This is a genomic window from Pseudomonas azerbaijanoccidentalis, from assembly GCF_019145495.1.
Lineage (GTDB): Bacteria > Pseudomonadota > Gammaproteobacteria > Pseudomonadales > Pseudomonadaceae > Aquipseudomonas > Aquipseudomonas azerbaijanoccidentalis.
Window position 1 is genome coordinate 100,945 of record NZ_JAHSTU010000006.1, and the last position, 21,333, is coordinate 122,277.

The 21,333-nt window shown below is 60.0% G+C and carries 17 protein-coding genes; 15 read left to right on the forward strand and 2 right to left on the reverse strand.

The window, feature by feature from the left end; genetic code table 11:
• Positions 1 to 92 precede the first annotated feature (92 nt).
• The 9 genes from KVG88_RS20030 to urtE all read left to right on the forward strand — a co-directional run bounded on the left by KVG88_RS20030 (position 93) and on the right by urtE (position 10,397).
• Positions 93 to 1,472, forward strand: a complete 1,380-nt coding sequence (locus KVG88_RS20030; RefSeq protein ID WP_217872552.1) for a PepSY-associated TM helix domain-containing protein — start codon at positions 93 to 95, stop codon at positions 1,470 to 1,472.
• A gap of 158 nt (positions 1,473 to 1,630) precedes the next feature.
• The gene (locus KVG88_RS20035; RefSeq protein WP_217872553.1) at positions 1,631 to 2,419 is read left to right on the forward strand and encodes an ABC transporter ATP-binding protein; all 789 of its coding nucleotides are present in this window, start codon (positions 1,631 to 1,633) and stop codon (positions 2,417 to 2,419) included.
• Positions 2,416 to 3,366 (forward strand): ABC transporter substrate-binding protein, encoded by a 951-nt coding sequence (locus tag KVG88_RS20040; protein WP_217872554.1) that lies wholly within the window; start codon positions 2,416 to 2,418, stop codon positions 3,364 to 3,366. The genes KVG88_RS20035 and KVG88_RS20040 overlap by 4 nt, the downstream gene beginning before the upstream one ends.
• Positions 3,363 to 4,373 carry a FecCD family ABC transporter permease gene (locus KVG88_RS20045; protein ID WP_217872555.1) on the forward strand — a complete coding sequence of 337 codons (1,011 nt, stop codon included), beginning with the start codon at positions 3,363 to 3,365 and terminating at the stop codon, positions 4,371 to 4,373. Before KVG88_RS20040 ends, KVG88_RS20045 begins: the two co-directional genes overlap by 4 nt.
• Before the next feature lie 324 nt (positions 4,374 to 4,697).
• Positions 4,698 to 5,963: an urea ABC transporter substrate-binding protein gene (urtA, locus tag KVG88_RS20050; RefSeq protein WP_057712186.1), complete on the forward strand. Its 1,266-nt coding sequence runs from the start codon at positions 4,698 to 4,700 to the stop codon at positions 5,961 to 5,963.
• A 162-nt stretch (positions 5,964 to 6,125) separates the two neighbouring features.
• On the forward strand, positions 6,126 to 7,628 hold the full coding sequence (gene urtB, locus KVG88_RS20055) for an urea ABC transporter permease subunit UrtB (RefSeq protein ID WP_217872556.1): 1,503 nt from the start codon (positions 6,126 to 6,128) through the stop codon (positions 7,626 to 7,628).
• The gene (gene urtC, locus KVG88_RS20060) at positions 7,628 to 8,707 is read left to right on the forward strand and encodes an urea ABC transporter permease subunit UrtC (protein WP_150704131.1); all 1,080 of its coding nucleotides are present in this window, start codon (positions 7,628 to 7,630) and stop codon (positions 8,705 to 8,707) included. Before urtB ends, urtC begins: the two co-directional genes overlap by 1 nt.
• Entirely contained in the window at positions 8,704 to 9,576 is an 873-nt protein-coding gene (urtD, locus tag KVG88_RS20065) for an urea ABC transporter ATP-binding protein UrtD (RefSeq protein WP_150704132.1), read from the forward strand. Before urtC ends, urtD begins: the two co-directional genes overlap by 4 nt.
• Positions 9,577 to 9,698: 122 nt before the next feature.
• Complete coding sequence (gene urtE / locus KVG88_RS20070) at positions 9,699 to 10,397, forward strand: urea ABC transporter ATP-binding subunit UrtE (RefSeq protein ID WP_150704133.1); 699 nt, start codon at positions 9,699 to 9,701, stop codon at positions 10,395 to 10,397.
• 5 nt (positions 10,398 to 10,402) lie between these two features.
• Here the strand turns inward: urtE and KVG88_RS20075 are convergent, their stop codons facing one another.
• Positions 10,403 to 11,107, reverse strand: a complete 705-nt coding sequence (locus tag KVG88_RS20075) for a DUF4329 domain-containing protein (protein WP_217872557.1) — start codon at positions 11,105 to 11,107, stop codon at positions 10,403 to 10,405.
• Between the two features lie 251 nt (positions 11,108 to 11,358).
• Here KVG88_RS20075 and KVG88_RS20080 point away from each other — a divergent pair, with 251 nt between their 5' ends.
• The 6 genes from KVG88_RS20080 to ureC all read left to right on the forward strand — a co-directional run bounded on the left by KVG88_RS20080 (position 11,359) and on the right by ureC (position 15,803).
• Positions 11,359 to 12,198, forward strand: coding sequence for an urease accessory protein UreD (locus KVG88_RS20080; RefSeq protein WP_217872558.1), 840 nt, complete (start codon positions 11,359 to 11,361; stop codon positions 12,196 to 12,198).
• Positions 12,199 to 12,240: 42 nt separating this feature from the next.
• On the forward strand, positions 12,241 to 12,543 hold the full coding sequence (gene ureA / locus KVG88_RS20085; protein ID WP_034149685.1) for an urease subunit gamma: 303 nt from the start codon (positions 12,241 to 12,243) through the stop codon (positions 12,541 to 12,543).
• A gap of 9 nt (positions 12,544 to 12,552) precedes the next feature.
• A complete protein-coding gene (locus tag KVG88_RS20090) occupies positions 12,553 to 13,086 on the forward strand; it encodes a GNAT family N-acetyltransferase (RefSeq protein WP_150704136.1) in 534 nt (177 codons plus the stop codon).
• A 5-nt stretch (positions 13,087 to 13,091) separates the two neighbouring features.
• Complete coding sequence (locus tag KVG88_RS20095; protein WP_150704137.1) at positions 13,092 to 13,625, forward strand: GNAT family N-acetyltransferase; 534 nt, start codon at positions 13,092 to 13,094, stop codon at positions 13,623 to 13,625.
• On the forward strand, positions 13,625 to 13,933 hold the full coding sequence (locus KVG88_RS20100; protein WP_150704138.1) for an urease subunit beta: 309 nt from the start codon (positions 13,625 to 13,627) through the stop codon (positions 13,931 to 13,933). The genes KVG88_RS20095 and KVG88_RS20100 overlap by 1 nt, the downstream gene beginning before the upstream one ends.
• A 169-nt stretch (positions 13,934 to 14,102) precedes the next feature.
• Entirely contained in the window at positions 14,103 to 15,803 is a 1,701-nt protein-coding gene (gene ureC, locus KVG88_RS20105; protein ID WP_217872559.1) for an urease subunit alpha, read from the forward strand.
• Between the two features lie 112 nt (positions 15,804 to 15,915).
• Here ureC and KVG88_RS20110 read toward each other — a convergent pair whose 3' ends face one another.
• The gene (locus tag KVG88_RS20110) at positions 15,916 to 21,141 is read right to left on the reverse strand and encodes a dermonecrotic toxin domain-containing protein (protein ID WP_225934083.1); all 5,226 of its coding nucleotides are present in this window, start codon (positions 21,139 to 21,141) and stop codon (positions 15,916 to 15,918) included.
• Positions 21,142 to 21,333 lie beyond the last annotated feature (192 nt).

A 21,333-nucleotide genomic window follows, 5' to 3' on the forward strand; every position in this document is an offset into this window, starting at 1 on the left:
ATCCGAGCGCGTAAATACTGTAGGCGCTGTCGAGTGAAACGAGGCTGCGATCTTTGAAAAAACAATTGATTCGCCAATGCGGAGCACACGTGATGAAACAGCCCAAAGTGAATTTCTACAACCTGGCCTGGCGCTGGCATTTCTATGCCGGATTATTCGTTGCGCCATTCATGGTGATGCTGGCTCTGACCGGCACTATTTACCTGTTCAAGCCGCAGCTCGACTCGCTGATGTACAGCAGCCTGCTCAATGTCCCGGCGGGGCATCACACGGTACCGGCCGATGACCTGCTCAACCGGGTGAAAGCGGCGTATCCACAAGCCACGATCAAACAGTACCTGCCACCGGTCAACGCCGAGCGCAGCGCACAGTTTGTCGTGATCAATAGCGGCACCGAGCTCAATGTGTTCGTCGACCCGTACCACGGCGACATCCTTGGCGAACAAGATGCCAAGAAAAACCTGCAAGCCATTGCCCGGGCGATCCACGGCGAGCTGATGATCGGCACCGTGGGCGATCGGCTGGTGGAACTCGCCGCCGGTTGGGGCGTGGTGCTGGTGGTCTCAGGGGTGTTCCTGTGGTGGCCACGCGGTCAGGCAGCGGGCATTTTGTGGCCACGCCTGAGCAGCCGCGGGCGTATTTTGTGGCGCGACTTGCACGCCGTCACCGGGTTCTGGGGCGCGTCCCTGTTGTTGGTGATGCTGCTCAGCGGCATGACCTGGACCGGTTTCTGGGGCCAGCAGTATGCGGCGGTGTGGAACGTCTTTCCGGCCGCGATGTGGAATGACGTACCGAAGTCCGACGTCGAAGCGCGCAGCCTCAACAGCGCCACCCGCCAGACCGTGCCTTGGGCGATGGAAAACACGCCGATGCCAATGTCCGGTGATCACGCCGAACACATGGCCCACGGTGGCGCACAAGCCGGCCCGGCCGCGCCGACCATCAGCCTGCAAGACGTGCAAAACATCGCCACCCAGCGCAAGGTCGAACCGGGTTACAGCATCACGTTGCCAACCACCGCCACTGGCGTGTTCACCATTGCCGTGTTCGCCGATGACCCGCGCAACGACGCCACGCTGCACGTCGATCAGTACACCGGAAAGGTTCTCGCCGATGTGCGCTACGAGCAGTACGGCACCGTCGCCCGCGCTACCGAAATCGGCGTGATGCTGCACGAAGGCAAGATGTTTGGTGTGCTCAATCAGATCATCGTGTTGCTGATTTGCCTGATGATCCTGCTCAGCGCCGTCAGTGGCGTGGTGATCTGGTGGAAGCGTCGCCCGCAAGGAAAGTTTGGCGTGCCGCCGCTGCGCCATGACCTGCCAAAATGGAAAACCGCAATGGTTATCATGTTCGCATTGGCCGTGGCATTCCCGCTGGTGGGCGCTTCGCTGGTGGTGGTCTGGCTGCTCGATCGACTGGTGCTGTCGCGCTTCACCCGGCAAGCTGAGTCGGCTACACCTTCATCTTGAAACAGCCGAGATGCGCGGTTTAGAGATCTCTGTAGAATCTCCGCGCATGTCACCCCAGCCCCATCGCGAGCAAGCTCGCTCCCACAAGCCTTGCGCAAAACCTGTGGGAGCTGGCTTGCCAGCGATGGGGCCATCAGCATCACCTCAAGAGCCACTGCATGACCTCGCTGAACCTCACAAACCTCGCCTGGACACCCCTCGGTCACGGCCATTGTCATCACCAGTTCCAGCTGCGTGATGCCTCGTTGCATGTGGCCGCCAGGGAGTTTGTCGGGTTGATCGGCCCCAACGGCAGCGGCAAGACCAGCCTGTTGCGTTGTGCCTGGCGCTTCAGTAAACCGGAAAGCGGCGACGTCCGGCTCGACCACCAAAACGTCTGGCAGCAAACCTCACGCTGGTGTGCGCAACGTATCGCCGTGGTGCTACAGGAGTTTCCCGATGCCTTCGGCCTGACGGTCGAAGAAGTGGTCGCCATGGGCCGCACACCGCATAAAGGCCTGTTCGACGGCGATACCCTCGAAGACACCCGACTGATTGACCAAGCGTTGCAATCCGTTGGCCTCAAGGGCTTCGACGACCATGCCTTCGCCACCCTGTCCGGTGGCGAAAAACAGCGGGTGATACTGGCCCGCGCGCTGGCCCAGCAACCGCAACTGCTGATCCTGGACGAGCCGACCAATCACCTCGACCCGCGCTATCAACTGGAGTTGTTGCAACTGGTCAAGCGCTTGAAGATCGGTACCCTCGCGAGCATCCATGACCTGAATCTGGCCGCCGCATTCTGTGATCGGCTGTACGTGATCAATCACGGCCGCATCGTGGCAAGCGGCACTCCCAAAGAAGTCCTCAATGCGTCGTTGCTGCGCGACGTCTTCGGCGTCGAAGCGCTGATCGATGAACACCCCTTGCACGGCTACCCGAGAATTACCTGGATAACCCAACCATGAATCTGCTGCGTTTCAGTCTCTCCCTCATTCTGTTGTTGGGCAGCGCCCAGGCATTTGCCGAGGCCACGCACTACCCGCTGACGATCCACAGCTGCAACCGTGAAGTGACCTTCCAGCAGGCGCCAAAACACGCGGTCAGCCACGACATCAACATGACCCAGATGATGCTCGCCCTCGGCCTGAAGCCGCAGATGGCCGGCTACAGCGGTGTCAGTGGCTGGAAAGCGGTGACGCCCGACATGCAGAGCATCCTCGATGGTTTGCCGGAGCTGGCGGCCAAATACCCGACAGTGGAAACCCTGCTCAATGCCAACGTCGACTTCTTCTTCGCCGGTTGGGATTACGGCATGCGCGTGGGTGGCGACCTCACGCCACAAACACTGCAACCGCTGGGCATCAATGTTTACGAGTTGACCGAGTCTTGCGCCTTTGTGATGAAGCGACCGCCAGCCAGCCTCGAAGACACTTACAACGACCTGCGCAACCTCGGAAGAATCTTCGACGTGCAGGATCGCGCCAACGCAGTCATCGCAAACATGCAGATGCAAGTGGCCGAGATTCGCAAAGGCCTGCCTGCCGAAAAACCTCGGGTGTTCCTGTACGACAGCGGCGAGGACCGGGCGATGACGTCCGGCCGTTTGGGCATGCCGCAAGCGCTGATCGATGCTGCGGGCGGGCGCAACATTCTCGACGACGTCGACGCGAGCTGGACCCGGGTCAACTGGGAGAACGTGGTGGAGCGAAACCCGCAGGTGATCGTGATTGTCGACTATGGCGAAGTCACCGCTGAACAGAAGATCGAATTTCTGCGCCGCAACAAGGCGCTGCAATCGGTGGACGCGATCAAGCACCAGCGCTTCATTGTCATCCCCTATGTGCAGGCCACGCCGGGGATCGATAACGTGCTGGCTGTCGAAACACTGGCCAAGGGTTTCCACGGCGCATGATCAATCGTCGCTACGCCCTGTTGCTGATTGCCCTCGGCGCACTATTGCTGGTTTCGTGCGTGGTGTCGCTGGGCTTCGGCCCGGCGCGGGTGCCGGTGGACGTGGTGTGGCGGATTCTGTTGCACAAGCTGTTGGGTTTCGGTGTGCCGGACTGGAGCGCCGGGCAGCAACATATCGTCTGGCTGATCCGCGTGCCGCGCATGTTGCTCGGGGCGCTGGTCGGCGCAGGACTGGCATTGATCGGCGCGGTGTTGCAGGCGGTGACGCGCAACCCGCTGGCCGATCCGCATTTGCTCGGCGTCACGTCTGGTGCAACGCTCGGCGCGGTGATCGTGATGCTGCACGTCGGTGAAATCGTCGGGCTGCTGACCTTGCCCATCGCAGCCTTCATCGGTGCATTGCTGAGCATGCTGGTGGTGCTGATGATCGCCAGCCGCCACGGTCGCCTGGACAGTGATCGGCTATTGCTGTGCGGCGTGGCGGTGTCGTTCGTGATGATGGCGATTGCCAACTTGCTGCTGTTCATGGGCGACCATCGCGCCAGTTCGGCGGTGATGTTCTGGATGCTTGGTGGGCTTGGGCTGGCGCGTTGGGAGCTGCTCGCGGTGCCTGCCGCCAGTGTGTTGCTCGGTTTAATTTTGCTGCTGGGCATGGCGCGCCCGTTGAACGCGCTGATGGCTGGCGAACAAACGGCAGTGACCCTGGGATTGAATGCCCGCACCGTGCGCTTGCGGGTGTTTTTGATTGCCTCATTGATGACCGGGGTGCTGGTGTCGATCAGCGGCTCGATCGGTTTCGTCGGGCTGATGGTGCCGCACATTGCGCGGCGTCTGGTTGGGGCAGAGCACCGACGATTGCTGCCGGTGTGCGTATTGCTCGGCAGTGTTTTTCTGGTGTGGGTCGACGTCGCCGCCCGGACGCTGATCGCCCCCGAAGACCTGCCCATCGGCGTGGCTACCGCGGCCATTGGCGGCCTGTTCTTCATCGGCCTGATGCGCCGCCGCTGACCGATCTCCTTCCTCCACACCTGTAGGAGCTGTCGAGCGAAACGAGGCTGCGATCTTTTTTACCGCTGAAGATCAAGATCAAGATCAAAAGATCGCAGCCTCGTTTCACTCGACAGCTCCTACAGGAATCAGTGCGCCAATCTGGCGCATTGCAGCGCACCAGTGCACGCAAGCCGTCCCTCCATGGTGCGCCGTCAAACTGTGCAACCGCTCTAAAACGACATTTAACTGCCTTTGCCCGACCGGGCACAGCCCTTGCAAAACACTGCTTCAGTAGTCCGCATCTGCCACCAAGAAAATTCATAAGTTCATGGAGATCGCACAATGAAGCGTCGCAGTTTGATCAAGGCTTTCACACTCTCGGCATCGATTGCCGCGATGGGCATGACCTGGACCGTCCAGGCCGCTGAGACCATCAAGGTGGGTATTCTGCATTCGTTGTCCGGCACCATGGCGATCTCCGAAACATCGCTCAAAGACATGGCGCTGATGACCATCGACGAGATCAACGCCAAGGGCGGCGTGAACGGCAAGATGCTCGAACCGGTGGTCGTCGACCCGGCATCGAACTGGCCGCTGTTCGCCGAAAAGGGTCGTCAATTGCTGACCCAGGACAAGGTCGCTGTGGTGTTCGGTTGCTGGACGTCCGTGTCGCGTAAATCGGTACTGCCGGTGTTCGAAGAACTCAATGGCCTGCTGTTCTACCCGGTGCAGTACGAAGGCGAAGAAATGTCGCCAAACGTGTTCTACACCGGCGCAGCGCCGAACCAGCAAGCGATCCCTGCCGTTGAATACCTGATGAGCGAAGAAGGCGGCAGCGCCAAGCGCTACTTCCTGCTCGGCACCGACTACGTCTACCCGCGCACCACCAACAAAATCCTGCGCTCGTTCCTGCATTCCAAAGGCGTTGCCGACAAGGATATCGAAGAGGTCTACACCCCGTTCGGTCACAGCGACTACCAAACCATCGTGGCCAACATCAAGAAGTTCTCGGCCGGTGGCAAGACCGCGGTTATCTCCACCGTCAACGGCGACTCCAACGTGCCGTTCTACAAAGAACTGGCCAACCAGGGCCTGAAGGCCACCGACGTTCCAGTCGTGGCGTTCTCGGTAGGCGAAGAAGAACTGCGCGGCATCGACACCAAGCCGCTGGTGGGTAACCTCGCGGCGTGGAACTACTTTGAGTCCGTGGAGAACCCGGCGAACAAGAAATTCGTCGCCGACTGGAAAGCCTATGCCAAGAAACACAACCTGCCGGGCGCTGACAAAGCTGTAACCAACGACCCAATGGAAGCCACGTACGTCGGCATCCACATGTGGGCGCAGGCCGCTGAAAAAGCCAAGTCCACTGACGTCGACAAAGTCCGCGAAGCCCTCGGCGGCCAGACCTTTGCCGCACCGTCGGGCTACACCCTGACCATGGACAAGACCAACCACCACCTGCACAAGCCGGTGATGATCGGCGAGATCCAGGCCGACGGTCAGTTCAACGTTGTGTGGCAGACCGAAGGGCCGATCCGCGCCCAGCCGTGGAGCCCGTTCATTCCGGGTAACGACAAAAAACCGGACTATGCGATGAAGAGCAACTAAAGCCACTGGATGTCGGACTTGAAGACACTTTTCGAGTCCGACAAAAATCCCTGTGGGAGCTGGCTTGCCAGCGATGCAGACGACTCGATGTACCTGATGCACCGAGGTGATGCCATCGCTGGCAAGCCAGCTCCCACATTGTCCGCGTCAAGGCGACTCTCTATGCCCACTGCCCTTTACCGACTTTTTCTGGCTATCGCACTCTTACTGCCAATGGCCACTCACGCCGGCGACGCCGAAGACTTCGTCGCCGCCAATCCCGTGCAGCAAGCCAAGTTGCTCGAAGCCTGGGCCGCGCAGCCCGATCCGGCCCGTGTCGAACTGATCAACGCCCTGCAACAAGGCCAGTTGACCGTCGACGGCCAGCCAAAAACCTTGCGCCTGAACAACCGCTTGCGGGGGCTGATCGACACCGCCCTGGCCAGCCATCAATTGCTCGCCGCCGACGCCAAACTCCGTCTGGCCGCCGCGCAGCAACTGCAAAAAAGCGCCAAACCGGCGCAGCTGAAATTCCTCGACCAACAGCTCGCTGGCGAGCAAGACGAAAGCGTTCACGCCGCCCTCAGCCTCGCGCTGGCCAACCTGCAACTGGTGGATGCCGACCCGGCTGTGCGGCTGGCCGCTGTGCGTTTGCTCGGCGAAACCGGTGATCCGCTGGCCCGCACCCGCCTCGAAGGCTTGCTCGATCCAGGCGTTGAAGCCGATGCCAGTGTACGCACGGCAGCCGAAACCAGCCTGGCTCAAGTCAAACGCAAACTGCTGGTCGGCGAGCTCTTGGGGCAGGCCTTCAGTGGCATGTCTTTGGGCTCGATTTTGCTGCTCGCGGCATTGGGGCTGGCGATTACCTTCGGCCTGCTCGGCGTGATCAACATGGCCCACGGCGAGATGCTGATGCTCGGCGCCTACTCGACCTATGTCGTGCAGTTGATGTTCCAGCGCTACGCACCGCATGCCATCGAGTTCTATCCGTTGATTGCGTTGCCGGTGGCGTTTTTCGTGACCGCGGCCATCGGCATGGCGCTGGAGCGTACGGTGATTCGCCATCTCTACGGTCGCCCGCTGGAAACCCTGCTCGCCACTTGGGGCATCAGCCTGATGCTGATTCAACTGGTGCGCCTGGTGTTCGGCGCGCAGAACGTTGAAGTGGCCAACCCTGCATGGTTGTCGGGCGGGATTCAGGTGTTGCCGAATCTGGTGCTGCCGTACAACCGCATCGTGATCATTGCCTTCGCCCTGTTTGTGGTGGTGCTGACCTGGTTGCTGCTGAACAAAACGCGCCTGGGCCTGAACGTGCGCGCCGTCACCCAGAATCGCAACATGGCCGCCTGCTGCGGCGTGCCCACCGGCCGTGTGGACATGCTCGCCTTCGGCCTCGGCTCGGGCATTGCCGGCCTCGGTGGCGTCGCCCTTAGCCAGATCGGCAACGTCGGCCCTGACTTGGGCCAGAGCTACATCATCGATTCGTTCCTGGTGGTGGTGCTCGGCGGTGTCGGGCAACTGGCCGGTAGCGTGTTCGCCGCGTTCGGTCTCGGCATCGCCAACAAAATTCTCGAACCGCAAATCGGTGCCGTGCTCGGCAAGATCCTCATCCTCGCGCTGATCATTCTGTTCATCCAGAAACGTCCGCAAGGCCTCTTCGCACTCAAAGGAAGGGTGATCGACTGATGAACCAGCCCCTGCTCGTTACCGCAACCCAAAAGGCCGGCCCCAAAGTCTCGATGGCTGTTGGCGCAGTGATCCTCGTTCTGTTGTTGGCGTTGCCGCTGCTGTCGTTGCTACCGGCGGACAGCACGCTGCATGTGTCCGCTTACACACTGACGCTGGTAGGCAAGATTCTTTGCTACGCCATCGTCGCCCTCGCACTGGACCTGGTCTGGGGCTACGCCGGTTTGCTCTCCCTCGGCCACGGCCTGTTCTTCGCCCTTGGCGGTTATGCGATGGGCATGTACCTGATGCGCCAGGCTTCGGGCGACGGCTTGCCGGCGTTCATGACGTTCCTGTCGTGGACCGAACTGCCATGGTTCTGGACCGGCACCAGCAGCTTTCTCTGGACCTTGTGTCTGGTGGTATTGGCGCCTGGGTTGCTGGCGTTGGTGTTCGGTTTCTTCGCCTTCCGTTCGCGGATCAAGGGCGTGTATTTCTCGATCATGACCCAGGCCCTGACCTTCGCCGGCATGCTGCTGTTTTTCCGCAACGAAACCGGGTTTGGCGGCAACAACGGCTTCACCAACTTCCGCACGATTCTGGGCTTTGGCATCACCGAGCCGGGCACCCGCGCGGTGCTGTTTCTGGCCACGGTGCTGTTGCTGGTGGCGAGCCTGTTCATTGGCTGGCGCCTGGCGCAAAGCAAGTTCGGACGGGTACTGACGGCGCTACGCGATGCGGAAAACCGCTTGATGTTCTGTGGCTACGATCCGCGTGGTTTCAAGTTGTTCGTGTGGGTATTGAGCGCGGTGTTGTGCGGCCTCGCCGGTGCGTTGTACGTGCCGCAGGTCGGCATCATCAACCCGAGTGAAATGTCGCCGACCAACTCGATTGAAGCGGCGGTGTGGGTCGCCCTCGGCGGTCGCGGGACCTTGATCGGGCCATTGCTCGGCGCTGGTGTGGTCAACGGCATGAAGAGCTGGTTCACCGTGGCATTCCCCGAGTACTGGCTGTTTTTCCTCGGCGCGCTGTTCATCGTCGTGACGTTGTACCTGCCAAAAGGCGTGATCGGTTTGCTGAAGAAAAGAGGTGAACAATGAGAACCACTGCGACGGCTGAATTCATGCTCGAACCGGCGTTCTTTCCGCCACTGGAACCCAACCGTGACGCCGGCACCAGCCGCGACGCCCTCGGTCTCGGGCAACGTGCCGGCAAAGGCCTCAACACCCGCCACGGCACGATCCTGACCCTGGAAGACATCAGCGTCAGCTTCGACGGTTTCCGTGCCCTGAACAATCTGAACCTGTACATCGGCGTCGGTGAATTGCGTTGCATCATCGGCCCCAACGGCGCCGGCAAAACCACGCTGATGGACGTGATAACCGGCAAGACCCGGCCCAGTCACGGCAAGGCCTGGTTCGGCGAAACCCTGGACCTGACACAGATGAGCGAAGTGCAGATTGCCCAGGCCGGCATCGGTCGCAAGTTCCAGAAGCCGACGGTGTTCGAAGCCTTGAGCGTGTTCGAGAACCTGGAGCTGGCGCAGAAAACCGACAAGTCGGTGTGGGCCAGTCTGCGTGCACGGCTCAATGGCGAGCAAAAGGATCGTATCGCCGAAGTGCTGGACACCATCCGCCTGACCGCCTCGGTCAACCGTCCGGCCGGTTTGCTGTCCCACGGACAAAAGCAGTTTCTGGAAATCGGCATGTTGCTGATGCAGGACCCGCAACTGCTGCTGCTCGACGAGCCGGTGGCGGGCATGACCGACGCCGAAACCGAATTCACCGCCGAGCTGTTCAAAAGCCTGGCCGGCAAACATTCGCTGATGGTGGTGGAACACGACATGGGCTTCGTTGGCTCGATTGCCGACCACGTCACCGTGTTGCACCAGGGCAGCGTGCTCGCCGAAGGATCGCTGGAGCAGGTGCAGGATAATGAGCGGGTGATCGAGGTCTACCTCGGTCGCTGAAGTTTCATCCCAGGTAGGAGCTGACGAGTGAAACGAGGCTGCGATCTTTTGATTTTGAAGATCAAGATCAAAAGATCGCAGCCTTCGGCGGCTCCTACAGGGGATTTGAGGAGTATTCGAGAATGCTGCAAGTCGAAAAACTGCATCAGTACTACGGTGGAAGCCACATCCTGCGCGGCCTGACGTTTGACGTGAAGGTCGGCGAAGTCACTTGCCTGCTCGGACGCAACGGCGTGGGCAAGACCACCCTGCTCAAGTGCCTGATGGGCCTGTTGCCGGCCAAGGAAGGTGCGGTCAATTGGGAGGGCAAACCGATCACGGCCTTCAAGCCGCACCAACGCGTGCACGCTGGCATCGCCTACGTGCCGCAGGGTCGGGAAATTTTCGGCCGCCTCACCGTCGAGGAAAACCTGCTGATGGGCCTGTCGCGCTTCCCGGGCAGCGAAGCCAAGGAAGTGCCGGCGTTCATTTACGAGTTGTTTCCGGTGTTGCTGCAAATGAAGCAGCGTCGTGGCGGCGACCTGTCTGGTGGTCAGCAACAACAACTGGCCATCGGCCGCGCACTGGCCAGCCGCCCTCGCCTGTTGATCCTCGACGAACCCACCGAAGGCATTCAGCCCTCGGTGATCAAGGAGATCGGTGCCGTGATCAAAAAACTCGCGGCCCGGGGCGACATGGCCATCCTGTTGGTCGAGCAGTTCTACGATTTCGCCGCCGAACTGGCCGACCAATACCTGGTGATGTCCCGGGGCGAAATCGTGCAGCAGGGCCGCGGCGTGAACATGGAGGCTGAAGGCGTACGCGGGCTGGTTACAATCTGAGTCGTTTACTGCCCAGCAGAACCGGGGAGGACCCAATCAGCCGTGATCGGGCCGGTAAATCCCCCCCAGACTGTGCCTGAATCAAGCACACGCAACTGGCCAATGGTCACGATCCTCCTGATTTTACTTTCGGGCGTGGAGCCCAATCCGAATCCAGCGTAGCCGGATGCGTATTGTGGTTTGATGGAGTAGCCCACCAGTGAACCGTCGTCGCTTGAAATGTAATTGTTTTTGAAGACGTCGACATGCTTGAAAGCGATATCCAGATCGCCTGTTGAAGGCAGCGCCAGATGCAACTTGACCTGTTCTGCGCTGTAGCGGGGGTGAGCGCGGGCAGTCTGCTCTGCATACTCCGGATGGCTGTGATAGCGGCCTACGCAACGGTACCCTTGCGGGTGACTGATCGTCCGGGTCTCGCGGTTGTATGCCAGCAACCGTTCCAGATCAAATGAAGTCGCCTCACCTTCGATGGGTGTTGTGGCGACATATTTCCCGTCAGGGCATAGCAACACGAGCGCACCGTATTCTCTGTCACCCTCGCGTTCATGTTGGTGCACCCATAACGCGGCATCATCCGCCGAGCTGAAGGGTTGGCTCAAAGGTGGTAACACCGGTGCCGCCGAGGCGGTAGAAGGCGGTTGTTCCAGTGGTATGTTTGCAAGTTCTTCAAGCAGCTTGCGTGCGTTGTCACGATCCGTGTGGTTAGTCATCAAGAAACTCCTAAGTATTCAGTCGCCCCGCCGAATGCGGTAGCGCACGCTTGAATACTGGATGCCTTGAACGCATGGATGGCGGTACATATATATGGCGTTGAAGCGACACCAAGCACCAATTTGTTGCGTCGCATTTCGCAAGTCGCCCCCTATTGGTGCGATCAACCCAACAGTTTCCCCCTCCTGCTGCGATATCTGGCGGCACAGCCTTTGCAACCCTCGTGATGTCCTCACAGCAAGCACTGACTATGACCCTTCCCGCATCCGGCGCTTTATTCACACCCAGTTGGCACGCCGAACTGGCGCTGGGCTACGCCCGATTCGGCGACAGCACACGCCCGGTTCTGCGCCGACACCAAGGCCCGCTGCGGGTACAGAAACACCTGTATGCCGAAGGGCCGCAAGTCTGCCAGCACATTATCGTCCACCCGCCGGGCGGGATTGCCGGCGGTGATCGACTGGATATTTCAGCCAGCGTCGGCAGCGGTGCCTGGGCGCAGATCACCAGCCCCGGTGCGGCGAAGTGGTACCGCGCGGCCGGTCCCGCTTATCAGCGGCTGGACTTGCGCGTGGCGGCGGGTGCCTCACTGGAGTGGCTGCCCCAGGAAACGATCATTTTCAGTGCGGCGCAGGCTGAACTCAGCACCTCAATTGACCTTGAAGGCGATGCCCGTTTGTTCTACTGGGACGTGGTCGCGTTGGGGCGCCCTGCCAGTGGCGAGCGCTTCGACCTCGGTCATTTTCAGGCACAACTGGACATCCGCCGCGATGGTCAGTTGCTCTGGCACGAACGCCAGCGCATTGTCGGAAATGACGGCCTGCTTGATTCGCCGATCGGGCTCGACGGGCAACCGGTGCTTGCCACCTTGCTGGTGACGGGCGAAATCGATAGCGACTTGCTGGAACAGTGCCGCTCGTTGTCCAACCCTGTGCGCGGGGACCTGACGCAATTGCCTGGGCTTTTGGTGGCTCGGTGCCTGGCCAGTGAAGCGCTGTTGGCGCGGGCGTGGCTGATCGAACTGTGGAAGTTGCTGCGCCCCGCCCTGCTGGGGCGTGAGGCCGTACCGCCAAGAATATGGAACACCTGAGCACACGCAAGATTTTCATTCTGCCAAAAATGGATTCCAACGATGGACCTGACCCCACGTGAAAAAGACAAGCTGCTGATCTTCACCGCCGGCCTCGTCGCCGAGCGGCGTTTGGCTCGCGGTGTGAAACTCAATTACCCGGAGGCCATGGCCTACATTTCCGCCGCGCTGCTCGAAGGCGCCCGTGATGGTCAGACCGTGGCCGAACTGATGCACTTCGGCACCACCCTGCTCAGCCGCGAACAAGTGATGGACGGCATCCCGGAAATGATCCCGGAGATCCAGGTCGAAGCGACGTTCCCCGACGGCACCAAACTGGTCACCGTCCACCAACCGATCGCCTGAGGCCGCGCCATGACTTACCACATCCGCGATGCGGTGCATGCCGACCTGCCGGCGATCCGCGACATCTACAACGACGCCGTGCTCAACACCACGGCGATCTGGAACGAGCAGGCCGTGGACCTCGGCAATCGCCAGGCCTGGTTCAGCGCCCGGCAATCCCAGGCTTATCCGATTCTGGTGATCGTCGACGAAGACAACACCGTGCTGGGTTATGCCTCGTTTGGCGACTGGCGTCCGTTCGACGGTTTCCGTCACACCGTCGAGCATTCGGTCTACGTGCGCAGCGATCAACGCGGCAATGGCCTGGGGCCAAAACTGATGGACGTGTTGATCGAACGCGCCAAAGGCTGCGGGAAACACGTCATGGTAGCCGCCATCGAAAGCGGTAACACCGCTTCCATCCGCCTGCATGAGCGCATCGGTTTCGTGACCACCGGGCAGATGCCACAGGTGGGCACCAAGTTCGGTCGCTGGCTGGACCTGACCTTCATGCAACTGACCCTCAATCCTGGCGCACAACCACCGGCCGCCAATAAGGAGTGACCGCGATGAACCCCGCCCAACTGCGACGCGTCAATGCTGAAAGTTTTGCGCACTATCGTCAGGGTCTGGTTGACCTGCTGCTCGACGCCGTCGGGTATGGTGCCAGTGTCGGCTTCATGGCCGACCTCGATGCCACGCAGGCGCACGCCTATTTCGATGAGGTTCAGGACAATCTGAACAAGGGCAATGTGCTGCTGTGGGTGGTGGTCAAGGACGAACAGGTGCAAGCCAGTGTGCAACTGGGCCTGTGCCGCAAGGCCAACGGATTGAACCGCGCCGAAGTGCAGAAACTGCTGGTGCGCGAACACGCACGCCGTCGCGGTCTGGGCCAACAGTTGATGACAGCACTCGAACAGGCCGCGCTGCAACACAAGCGCGGCATGCTCTTCCTCGACACGGAGGCCGGTTCGCCCGCCGAAGATTTCTACAAAGCCCTGGGCTACACCCGCGCCGGTGAAATCCCCGACTACGCCTGCGACCCGAGCGGCCGCTACAAGCCGACCGCCCTTTATTACAAAGTTCTGCAAGGAGCCCATTGATGATTCCCGGCGAATACCAGATCCAGCCCGGCGACATCGAACTCAACGTCGGCCGCCGCACGATCAGCCTGACGGTGGCCAACAGCGGTGACCGGCCGATCCAGGTGGGCTCGCATTACCACTTTTTCGAAACCAATGACGCCCTGAACTTCGACCGCGCCGCCAGCCGCGGCATGCGGCTGAACATCCCCGCCGGCACCGCCGTACGCTTCGAGCCGGGGCAGAGCCGCGAGGTGGAGTTGGTGGACTTGGCCGGCCATCGCCGGGTGTTCGGATTTGCCGGGCGGATCATGGGTGATCTCGACTGACAACTGCAGCGTTCCCAAAAGATCGCAGCCTCGCTTCGCTCGACAGCTCCTACAGGGACCGGGCGCGCGAATGCTGTGTGAACACCCGTAGGAGCTGCCGAGCGCAGCGAGGCTGCGATAGCGAGTAATGCGAGCGGTCTCCAAATCAATTGAATCTCAAGGCATGCGCATGAAAATCTCAAGACAAGCCTACGCCGACATGTTCGGCCCCACCGTCGGCGACAAGGTGCGCCTGGCCGACACCGAGCTGTGGATCGAAGTGGAAAAGGACTTCACCACCTACGGCGAAGAAGTGAAGTTCGGCGGGGGTAAAGTCATCCGTGACGGCCAGGGCCAGAGCCAGTTACTTGCCGCCGAAGTGGTCGACACGCTGATCACCAACGCGCTGATCATCGACCACTGGGGCATCGTCAAGGCCGACGTTGGACTCAAGGACGGGCGCATCGCCGCCATCGGCAAGGCCGGTAACCCGGACATCCAGCCCAACGTCAACATCGCCATTGGCGCCAGCACCGAAGTCATTGCCGGTGAAGGCATGATCCTCACCGCTGGCGGCATCGATACGCACATCCACTTCATTTGCCCGCAGCAAATCGAAGAGGCGTTGATGAGCGGCGTCACCACCATGATCGGCGGCGGCACCGGACCGGCCACCGGCACCAACGCCACCACCTGCACCTCCGGGCCGTGGCACCTGGCGCGCATGCTCCAGGCCGCCGACGCGTTCCCGATGAACATTGGCCTCACCGGCAAGGGCAACGCCAGCCTGCCAGAGCCATTGATCGAACAGGTCAAGGCCGGCGCCATCGGCCTCAAGCTTCACGAAGACTGGGGCACCACTCCGGCGAGCATCGACAATTGCCTGACCGTCGCCGATCAATACGACGTGCAGGTGGCGATACATACCGACACGCTCAACGAGTCCGGTTTCGTCGAAACCACCCTGGCCGCCTTCAAGGGCCGCACCATCCATACCTATCACACTGAAGGCGCCGGTGGTGGTCACGCGCCAGACATCATCAAGGCCTGCGGCTTTGCCAACGTGCTGCCGAGTTCGACCAACCCGACCCGGCCGTTCACCCGCAACACCATTGATGAACACCTCGACATGCTGATGGTCTGCCATCACCTGGACCCAAGCATTGCAGAAGACGTGGCCTTCGCCGAAAGCCGCATTCGCCGCGAGACGATTGCCGCTGAAGACATCCTCCACGACCTCGGCGCGTTTTCGATGATCAGCTCCGACAGCCAGGCCATGGGCCGCGTCGGCGAGGTGATCACGCGCACTTGGCAGACTGCCGACAAAATGAAAAAACAGCGCGGTCCGTTGCCACTGGACGGTGAAGGCAACGACAACTTCCGCGCCAAACGCTACATCGCCAAGTACACCATCAACCCGGCGATCACCCATGGCATCAGCCATGAAGTGGGCTCGATCGAAGTGGGTAAATGGGCCGATCTGGTGCTGTGGCGTCCGGCATTTTTCGGCGTGAAACCGACGCTGATCCTCAAGGGTGGCGCCATCGCCGCCAGCCTGATGGGCGACGCCAACGCTTCGATTCCAACCCCGCAACCGGTGCACTACCGCCCGATGTTTGCAAGCTTTGGTGGTTCGTTGCACGCCACCAGCATGACCTTTATCAGTCAGGCGGCGCAGGAGGCCGGATTGCCCGAAACCCTGGGTTTGAAGAAGAAAATCGCGGTGGTCAAAGGCTGCCGCGACGTGCAGAAAACCGACCTGATCCACAACGATTACCTGCCGAACATCGACGTCGACCCGCAGACCTATCAGGTCAAGGCCGACGGCGTTTTACTCTGGTGTGAACCGGCGGAAACCCTGCCGATGGCCCAGCGTTATTTCCTGTTCTGAGGTGATTGTTGCGCCACCCACAAAGGCCTCGCACACAGCGTGTGCAGGCCTTTGTGGGTGGTTGATCGGGCGTCAGGGTGATAGGTGTAAAACCCATCCAGGACTAGACAGGTTAGTGACTGGATGAAACCCGCAGTCGATCCAGATTTGCCCGCTTCATCGCTTCCCGGGTCAGGGTTTTCAGTTGCTGTGTGATCTGCCGATCAATTTCAGTCAAGGCTTGAACATACGCCTCGTCCGACATGAGCTTGCCCTCGGCGAAGTCGCTTTCGCTCCTGCCCAGTTCACCACAAAGCGACGCTATTTCTGAGTCCACTTCAGCCTTTTCCTCTGCCGTGAAAGTCGTCCCGTCAGCCCTGCGCTGTAGTGCATCCTGCAATTCAGTGGTGGCGTCGATCCGGCGTTTCAAGCCGCTCAACTGCTCTTGACTCGCGGTTTCCAGCCAGGTTCTCCAGAGTGGCTGGTCAAGAATGCGGTCGGTCAGCAACTCACCTTCCTCTAGCGCCACAATTCGCTCGAACGCAGCATCGATCATCTCTTTACTCACCCCGGCGATCTTGCGGAACTGCATGCCCCGCGCCTGCCATGGCAAATCCAGACGCCGCGCCAGATCAGTCATGTAGGCCAGATGGACTTCCACCTCGTCAATTGAACCGACGACATGACCCTGATCGTCCACTCGGCGGAACTGCTCCCCCTTCGCCAAACGCGCGGCTACGCGCTGACGAGCAATAGCGCCGAGTTCATCAAGCCGGGATTTTCCCAGCGCAAGCTTGAGTAATTGCGCCTCGATCAAGCTTGCATCTGTCAACGCGTAAGCCTCGTGAATCATCACCTGCACGCCCATGGCGTTGAACAGCTGCGTGCCGCCGTCCACGCATTCGGTGGGGGTTGCGGCCTCAGTGAACAGCTTGATCCGCAATTCGCTGTCAATGGCCATGGCCTCGATCATGCGCCACACCTTGGCGGTCAGTTCCGTTTGATAAGTGCCGCCCGCCCTGAAATCGGCAGATTCGGAGAGTTTGCGGATTTCGTCGAAAAAAGGAACCGATTCGAATTCATCCTCTACCTGGTTCCAGGCGATCTGTTTGTCAGCCCATTGCTGCTGCGACAACCCCATTGACCAGTCGGCGCTGTCCAGGGTGCCGCGTGGTGGATAAGGGCGGTCAGGGTCCATACCGACCGACTCAATGTAGAATTTGAGTCTTTCGAGATTGGCAGGCGAGATCCAGCGTGGCTCTCGACTGATTACCGTGCGGGCCAGCAACTCGGCGCGAAACGAACCTGGCGCGACCACCGGAATGCGACTGATCGGGTTGCTGCTCAAATCCAGATAGATATGCCGCGGCCGCGACTGGGAAAACAGCCCGACAGGCCAGGTGTCCAGGCCCGTTTCGTTCAGCAGTAGCACCTGCAAATCCGGCATGCGACTGATATCAGGAATAAGCTTCAATGGGTTGTCACGCAACCCCAGAGAACAGAGACGGGTCAGATTTTTCAGACGGTTGACTGCCAGTAAATCCAGTTCAATGCGGTTTTCGTTGAGGAACAGATCCGTGAGATGACGCATGTTGCCAATGGCTTGAGGAAGGGCCACAAGCGCGTTGCCTTGCAGATTGAGACTGCGCAACTGACGAAACGAGCCAAGCATGGACAGATGCTCCATACGCAACTGGTTATCTCGCAGGCTCATGCCGGTGACATGGTCGAAATTGGCCTCCAGCTTTGGCAGTGTCTCTAGCAGTCGACGCAACTGGGGAATATTGTCCAGAGACAAAAACTGAGGTCGTGTCACACCTGCAGCCGCGACCCCTTCCGGCCCGGAGCGCTGCCAACACTGCCTGAAAGCTTTGCAGAGCATATTGCGTGATTGCCATTCCTCCATACCCGACGCCAAGAAACGCCAGGACGTCGTAGGAGAGTCCCGCCAGTGGTTCAGACTTTTGATCAACTGATTGAATTCGGTCTCCAACGCCGTGAGGCGTGCATCCACTGAGCCATTGTTGAGAGTGAACGCTACCAGCAGACTTTCGACCTCTTGCGCTGTAAAGGCCGGATACAGCGCTCGAGCACGGTGTCTCAGGCCCATTCCCCGTGGTACTTGCTGCGCGTAACCCGGCATGCCGCCGCGCAAGCGCATGGTGGTCGGGTCGTAGGCCGGTTTGGTGTTCGGGTTATCCCGTAAAATCGGTTCAAGCAGGTGGCGGTCCAACGGCTGCGCTTTTACCGCCTGCTCTAGCCGGGATGCCTCGTTGATGCCAAAGCCAAATGTCACTCGTTGCGCGTCTGGCAAGGCGTGCAGCACAGCGGCGTACAAGCTGTCGGCGCCGTGCAGATGTTGATCACGCCCATCCCGGGCCTCGTACTTCCCATCCTCGCCCCAGATCAGCACTTTGCGGACCGGTGCATCTACCGGCCCGACACTGTCGTTCAAGGTGCCTTCGAAAGAGTACTCACGGATTTCCAGGCGCAGATCCGCCGGCCAGCCCGGCAGGTGGGCCAACGTATGCAACTCCAGGCGCGCAGTGTCAGCATTGTGCAGGCCATCGAGAAAAAAACCTTCATAGGCCCGTGCCAGCCGCAATTGTTCTGCGGCCTCCCGAGCTTGCTCTGCCAGTCTCAAAGGCACGCGATTTTTTTCGCTCAAGTGCTGCGTGTCGGAACGATGTGCATCACGCAGCAGGGCTTGCGCCTGACTGGTAGAGATCTCTGCACCGTCGCCTTTTAGCAGGTTCACCGTTGGATCGCTCGAACGCGTACGGCGCGTGTATAACTCATCGAACAGACGTCTTTTTTGCTGACGCGCCCGACCCGCCAGTTTATCGCGCAATACTTCGATGCGCTTTTGCCGGTCACCGGAAAACCATTGCCCGAGCATCTGCCGAATCGAAGGCTCATCAAGAAACCCGAGCACACGCTCGGGCAGCGCACCCGTCAGCAGTTGCTGACGGGTGATCTGCAAAGTGTCCACCGGTAACGCATCGGCATAGCCGTCCTTGATGGATGCCCCTTTCAACTCCGCGCCCTCGAAAACTTCGATGGCTTTGGCGCCGGGCCAACCGGGAAGCTCCGTCATGAACCGCGGAACAAAAGCCGCCCATTCCTCATCGATCCGATTGGCGAGAATATCTGCAGCACAAGCCTCAGCGTCGGCATGGGCCTGGAAGCGCTTGATGGTGTCGGTCAGAAGCGATGACGGGGTGTCGTGCTCGACATGCAGCCTGCGCAACAGGTTTTCGTGCTCACCACTTACGGTCAAAATCTGCTTGAGTGTTTCATCGGAAAATCCATCCACTGACGAGCCCAGTCGCCTGAGCACTGTGCGTTGATCCCATTCAAGTGGACGATCCAGTTCGGTTTTCCAGCTGCCGGCGCCATTGTGTTCCAGCATCGGCTGGTAGGCGTCGGGTCGGGTTGGATGCTGCACGCGATGCACCCCGGTATCCGGGTCCTGCTTGACGCCGTAGCATTTATCATCGAAACGCAGCAGGTCCTGATTCTGATGACGATAAAGTCCCGAATCATCCGCTGCAGCCTCCCCGGGCAAGGTGAGCGGTTGTTCATAGGGCCGCAGATCCGGATTCCACAACCGCTTCTTGCCACCCACCTCCACAGGCTTGAGCCCATCGACGAAGGGCGAGACTTTGATCGGTGCCAGGGTGGTGCCGGGTAACACATGTCCGGCGCCCATGAGGGTCAACTGTGCGAAGTTGATCAGCACGCCCGTGAAGTACGCAGAGGCTTGCTCTTTGTCACCGCGGCTCCAGTCTTCAACCCCTTCGGCCACCTCGGCGAGCATTTGCGCGACCATGATGCCGAGCATGGCCTCGCCCAGCCCCGGCACCAGCATCGCGGCAAAATTGAACACGTTCCAGCCGATCTCCAGATAACTCGTCAGGCGCTTGAAGCGGGCCGTCGCATCTTCATCACCGGTGGGCACGGCGATGAGCCTGGCATCGGCGACTGCCTTGTCGCGGCGCTCACGAAACAAAGTTGTCCACAGGTCGCCTTCGATCAGATTGGTGATGGGCTGCGCGTCAGGATTCTCGACTGCCGTCTCACGCCACCACGGCCCCATGTCGAGCGGTTCGCGCTGATGCCAGGTAAACGTCGTGAGGCGTTCGTTGACCCGGGCGGAAAAAAGACCTTTGTCTTTCTGCGCGACAAAGCGGCTGAAAAACGTCTGGTATTGGGTGTTTCGCAACTGACTGATCAGCGTTTTCATGAACGCCGTCAGCGACGGGTATTCCTTCAACGGATGGTCCGGATCATCCGGCACATAGGCAATCACTGGGCCGGACAAGCGGCTTTGCTGAAAGATGTCTTCCCGGCGCAAAACTTCATCGGTAAAACCCTGCGGACCATTGGCGAAGAACGCCTGCAAGAGTTTAAAGCGATCATATTCCTGTCCCGGCAGTACAGGGATGCGGCGTGACCAATCGATCCAGAACCTCAGCAGGGCCGGCGTCAAACCGTCGATTTCCTGCTTGACCTGAGAAGGCTCTGTGACCGCACTGAACAATACGATGCCCGTCAGCCGAAACCCCATCAGTGACAGGCGATGGCAACGCATTGGCTGGTCGTACAGCGTGACGTTCGCCAAGCCTTCGCGCATTTTTCCGAGCGCGCCGTAGGCATGGTCGCTGATATCACCCTTCAGCCGGGCTATCAGCGCGGCTACCTGAAAGGCGGCCTTCTCGCTCGCCACCGAGTCTTTCAACAAGGTCTGCTGCTTGTCAGGCGCCGTGGGCTGCAAAACGGATGTGATGTGCCGCTGATACTGGTCGCCGAGGTCCAGACGCCGGCATAACGATGCAAACGCCGGCAGAGTGATGCCCGGCTCGCGAGTGAGTCTGCCGCGAGCGTCCTTGCGGTAGACGCCGGAGCTGTTGCGAAACGCACCGTCTTCGGTCTCGGATTCTACGAAGTTATGCAGGGCCGCCTCCAATAACGTGGAATGCCGCACGCGACTGGCCCCGGTATCGATGCCGAAGATGATCTTGCTCGGCACTTCGAGTTGCACGGTAAGTTCGTTCATGTCCTGGACCGTGCCGAACGTTGTCTGCATTGCCGCTCTGAGCAGCGGCTCGGCAAACGCATTGATGTCGTGCTGCAAGTCGCCCAGCGTCTTGTCCAGCACCCCTTGCAAGCGCCATCGCTCGTCAATCAGGCCTTTGAGGTACTGGCGGTCTATCGCCCGGACGCTGCCATACCATTCGGGCAGTTTTGGCCTGAGCACCGCCAGGCTTTGCAGCCTGGCGGGTGAGGCATTTTTCAGCGCCTCCGGTATGCCATTGAGTACGCGTTGATAGTGCACGCCGTTATTTTCAGCGGACATCGCTTGTGAATTGCTTCCATGCAAATCAGCCACTTTTGAATCACCTTGAAGAGAGGAAAAGAACCACCAGCTTATTCACCCGCCTCGGAAACAAAAGAGCAAAAAACTGTTGGACCCAGCCCCGGAAAAGGCCCCGACCGGCCAACAATCCGCAAGTCGAAAATACATAAGTACCGCCATAGACGCCTCGGC

What these genes read in the sequence shown, in the direction of transcription:
- urtB (WP_217872556.1), top strand. Translation starts at nt 6,126, where the DNA reads ATGCCCACTGCCCTTTACCGACTTTTTCTGGCTATCGCACTCTTACTG.
- KVG88_RS20100 (WP_150704138.1), top strand. Translation starts at nt 13,625, where the DNA reads ATGATTCCCGGCGAATACCAGATCCAGCCCGGCGACATCGAACTCAAC.
- urtC (WP_150704131.1), top strand. Translation starts at nt 7,628, where the DNA reads ATGAACCAGCCCCTGCTCGTTACCGCAACCCAAAAGGCCGGCCCCAAA.
- KVG88_RS20080 (WP_217872558.1), top strand. Translation starts at nt 11,359, where the DNA reads ATGACCCTTCCCGCATCCGGCGCTTTATTCACACCCAGTTGGCACGCC.
- ureC (WP_217872559.1), top strand. Translation starts at nt 14,103, where the DNA reads ATGAAAATCTCAAGACAAGCCTACGCCGACATGTTCGGCCCCACCGTC.
- KVG88_RS20045 (WP_217872555.1), top strand. Translation starts at nt 3,363, where the DNA reads ATGATCAATCGTCGCTACGCCCTGTTGCTGATTGCCCTCGGCGCACTA.
- urtD (WP_150704132.1), top strand. Translation starts at nt 8,704, where the DNA reads ATGAGAACCACTGCGACGGCTGAATTCATGCTCGAACCGGCGTTCTTT.
- KVG88_RS20030 (WP_217872552.1), top strand. Translation starts at nt 93, where the DNA reads ATGAAACAGCCCAAAGTGAATTTCTACAACCTGGCCTGGCGCTGGCAT.
- KVG88_RS20110 (WP_225934083.1), bottom strand. Translation starts at nt 21,141, where the DNA reads ATGTCCGCTGAAAATAACGGCGTGCACTATCAACGCGTACTCAATGGC.
- KVG88_RS20075 (WP_217872557.1), bottom strand. Translation starts at nt 11,107, where the DNA reads ATGACTAACCACACGGATCGTGACAACGCACGCAAGCTGCTTGAAGAA.
- KVG88_RS20095 (WP_150704137.1), top strand. Translation starts at nt 13,092, where the DNA reads ATGAACCCCGCCCAACTGCGACGCGTCAATGCTGAAAGTTTTGCGCAC.
- KVG88_RS20035 (WP_217872553.1), top strand. Translation starts at nt 1,631, where the DNA reads ATGACCTCGCTGAACCTCACAAACCTCGCCTGGACACCCCTCGGTCAC.
- KVG88_RS20040 (WP_217872554.1), top strand. Translation starts at nt 2,416, where the DNA reads ATGAATCTGCTGCGTTTCAGTCTCTCCCTCATTCTGTTGTTGGGCAGC.
- ureA (WP_034149685.1), top strand. Translation starts at nt 12,241, where the DNA reads ATGGACCTGACCCCACGTGAAAAAGACAAGCTGCTGATCTTCACCGCC.
- KVG88_RS20090 (WP_150704136.1), top strand. Translation starts at nt 12,553, where the DNA reads ATGACTTACCACATCCGCGATGCGGTGCATGCCGACCTGCCGGCGATC.
- urtE (WP_150704133.1), top strand. Translation starts at nt 9,699, where the DNA reads ATGCTGCAAGTCGAAAAACTGCATCAGTACTACGGTGGAAGCCACATC.
- urtA (WP_057712186.1), top strand. Translation starts at nt 4,698, where the DNA reads ATGAAGCGTCGCAGTTTGATCAAGGCTTTCACACTCTCGGCATCGATT.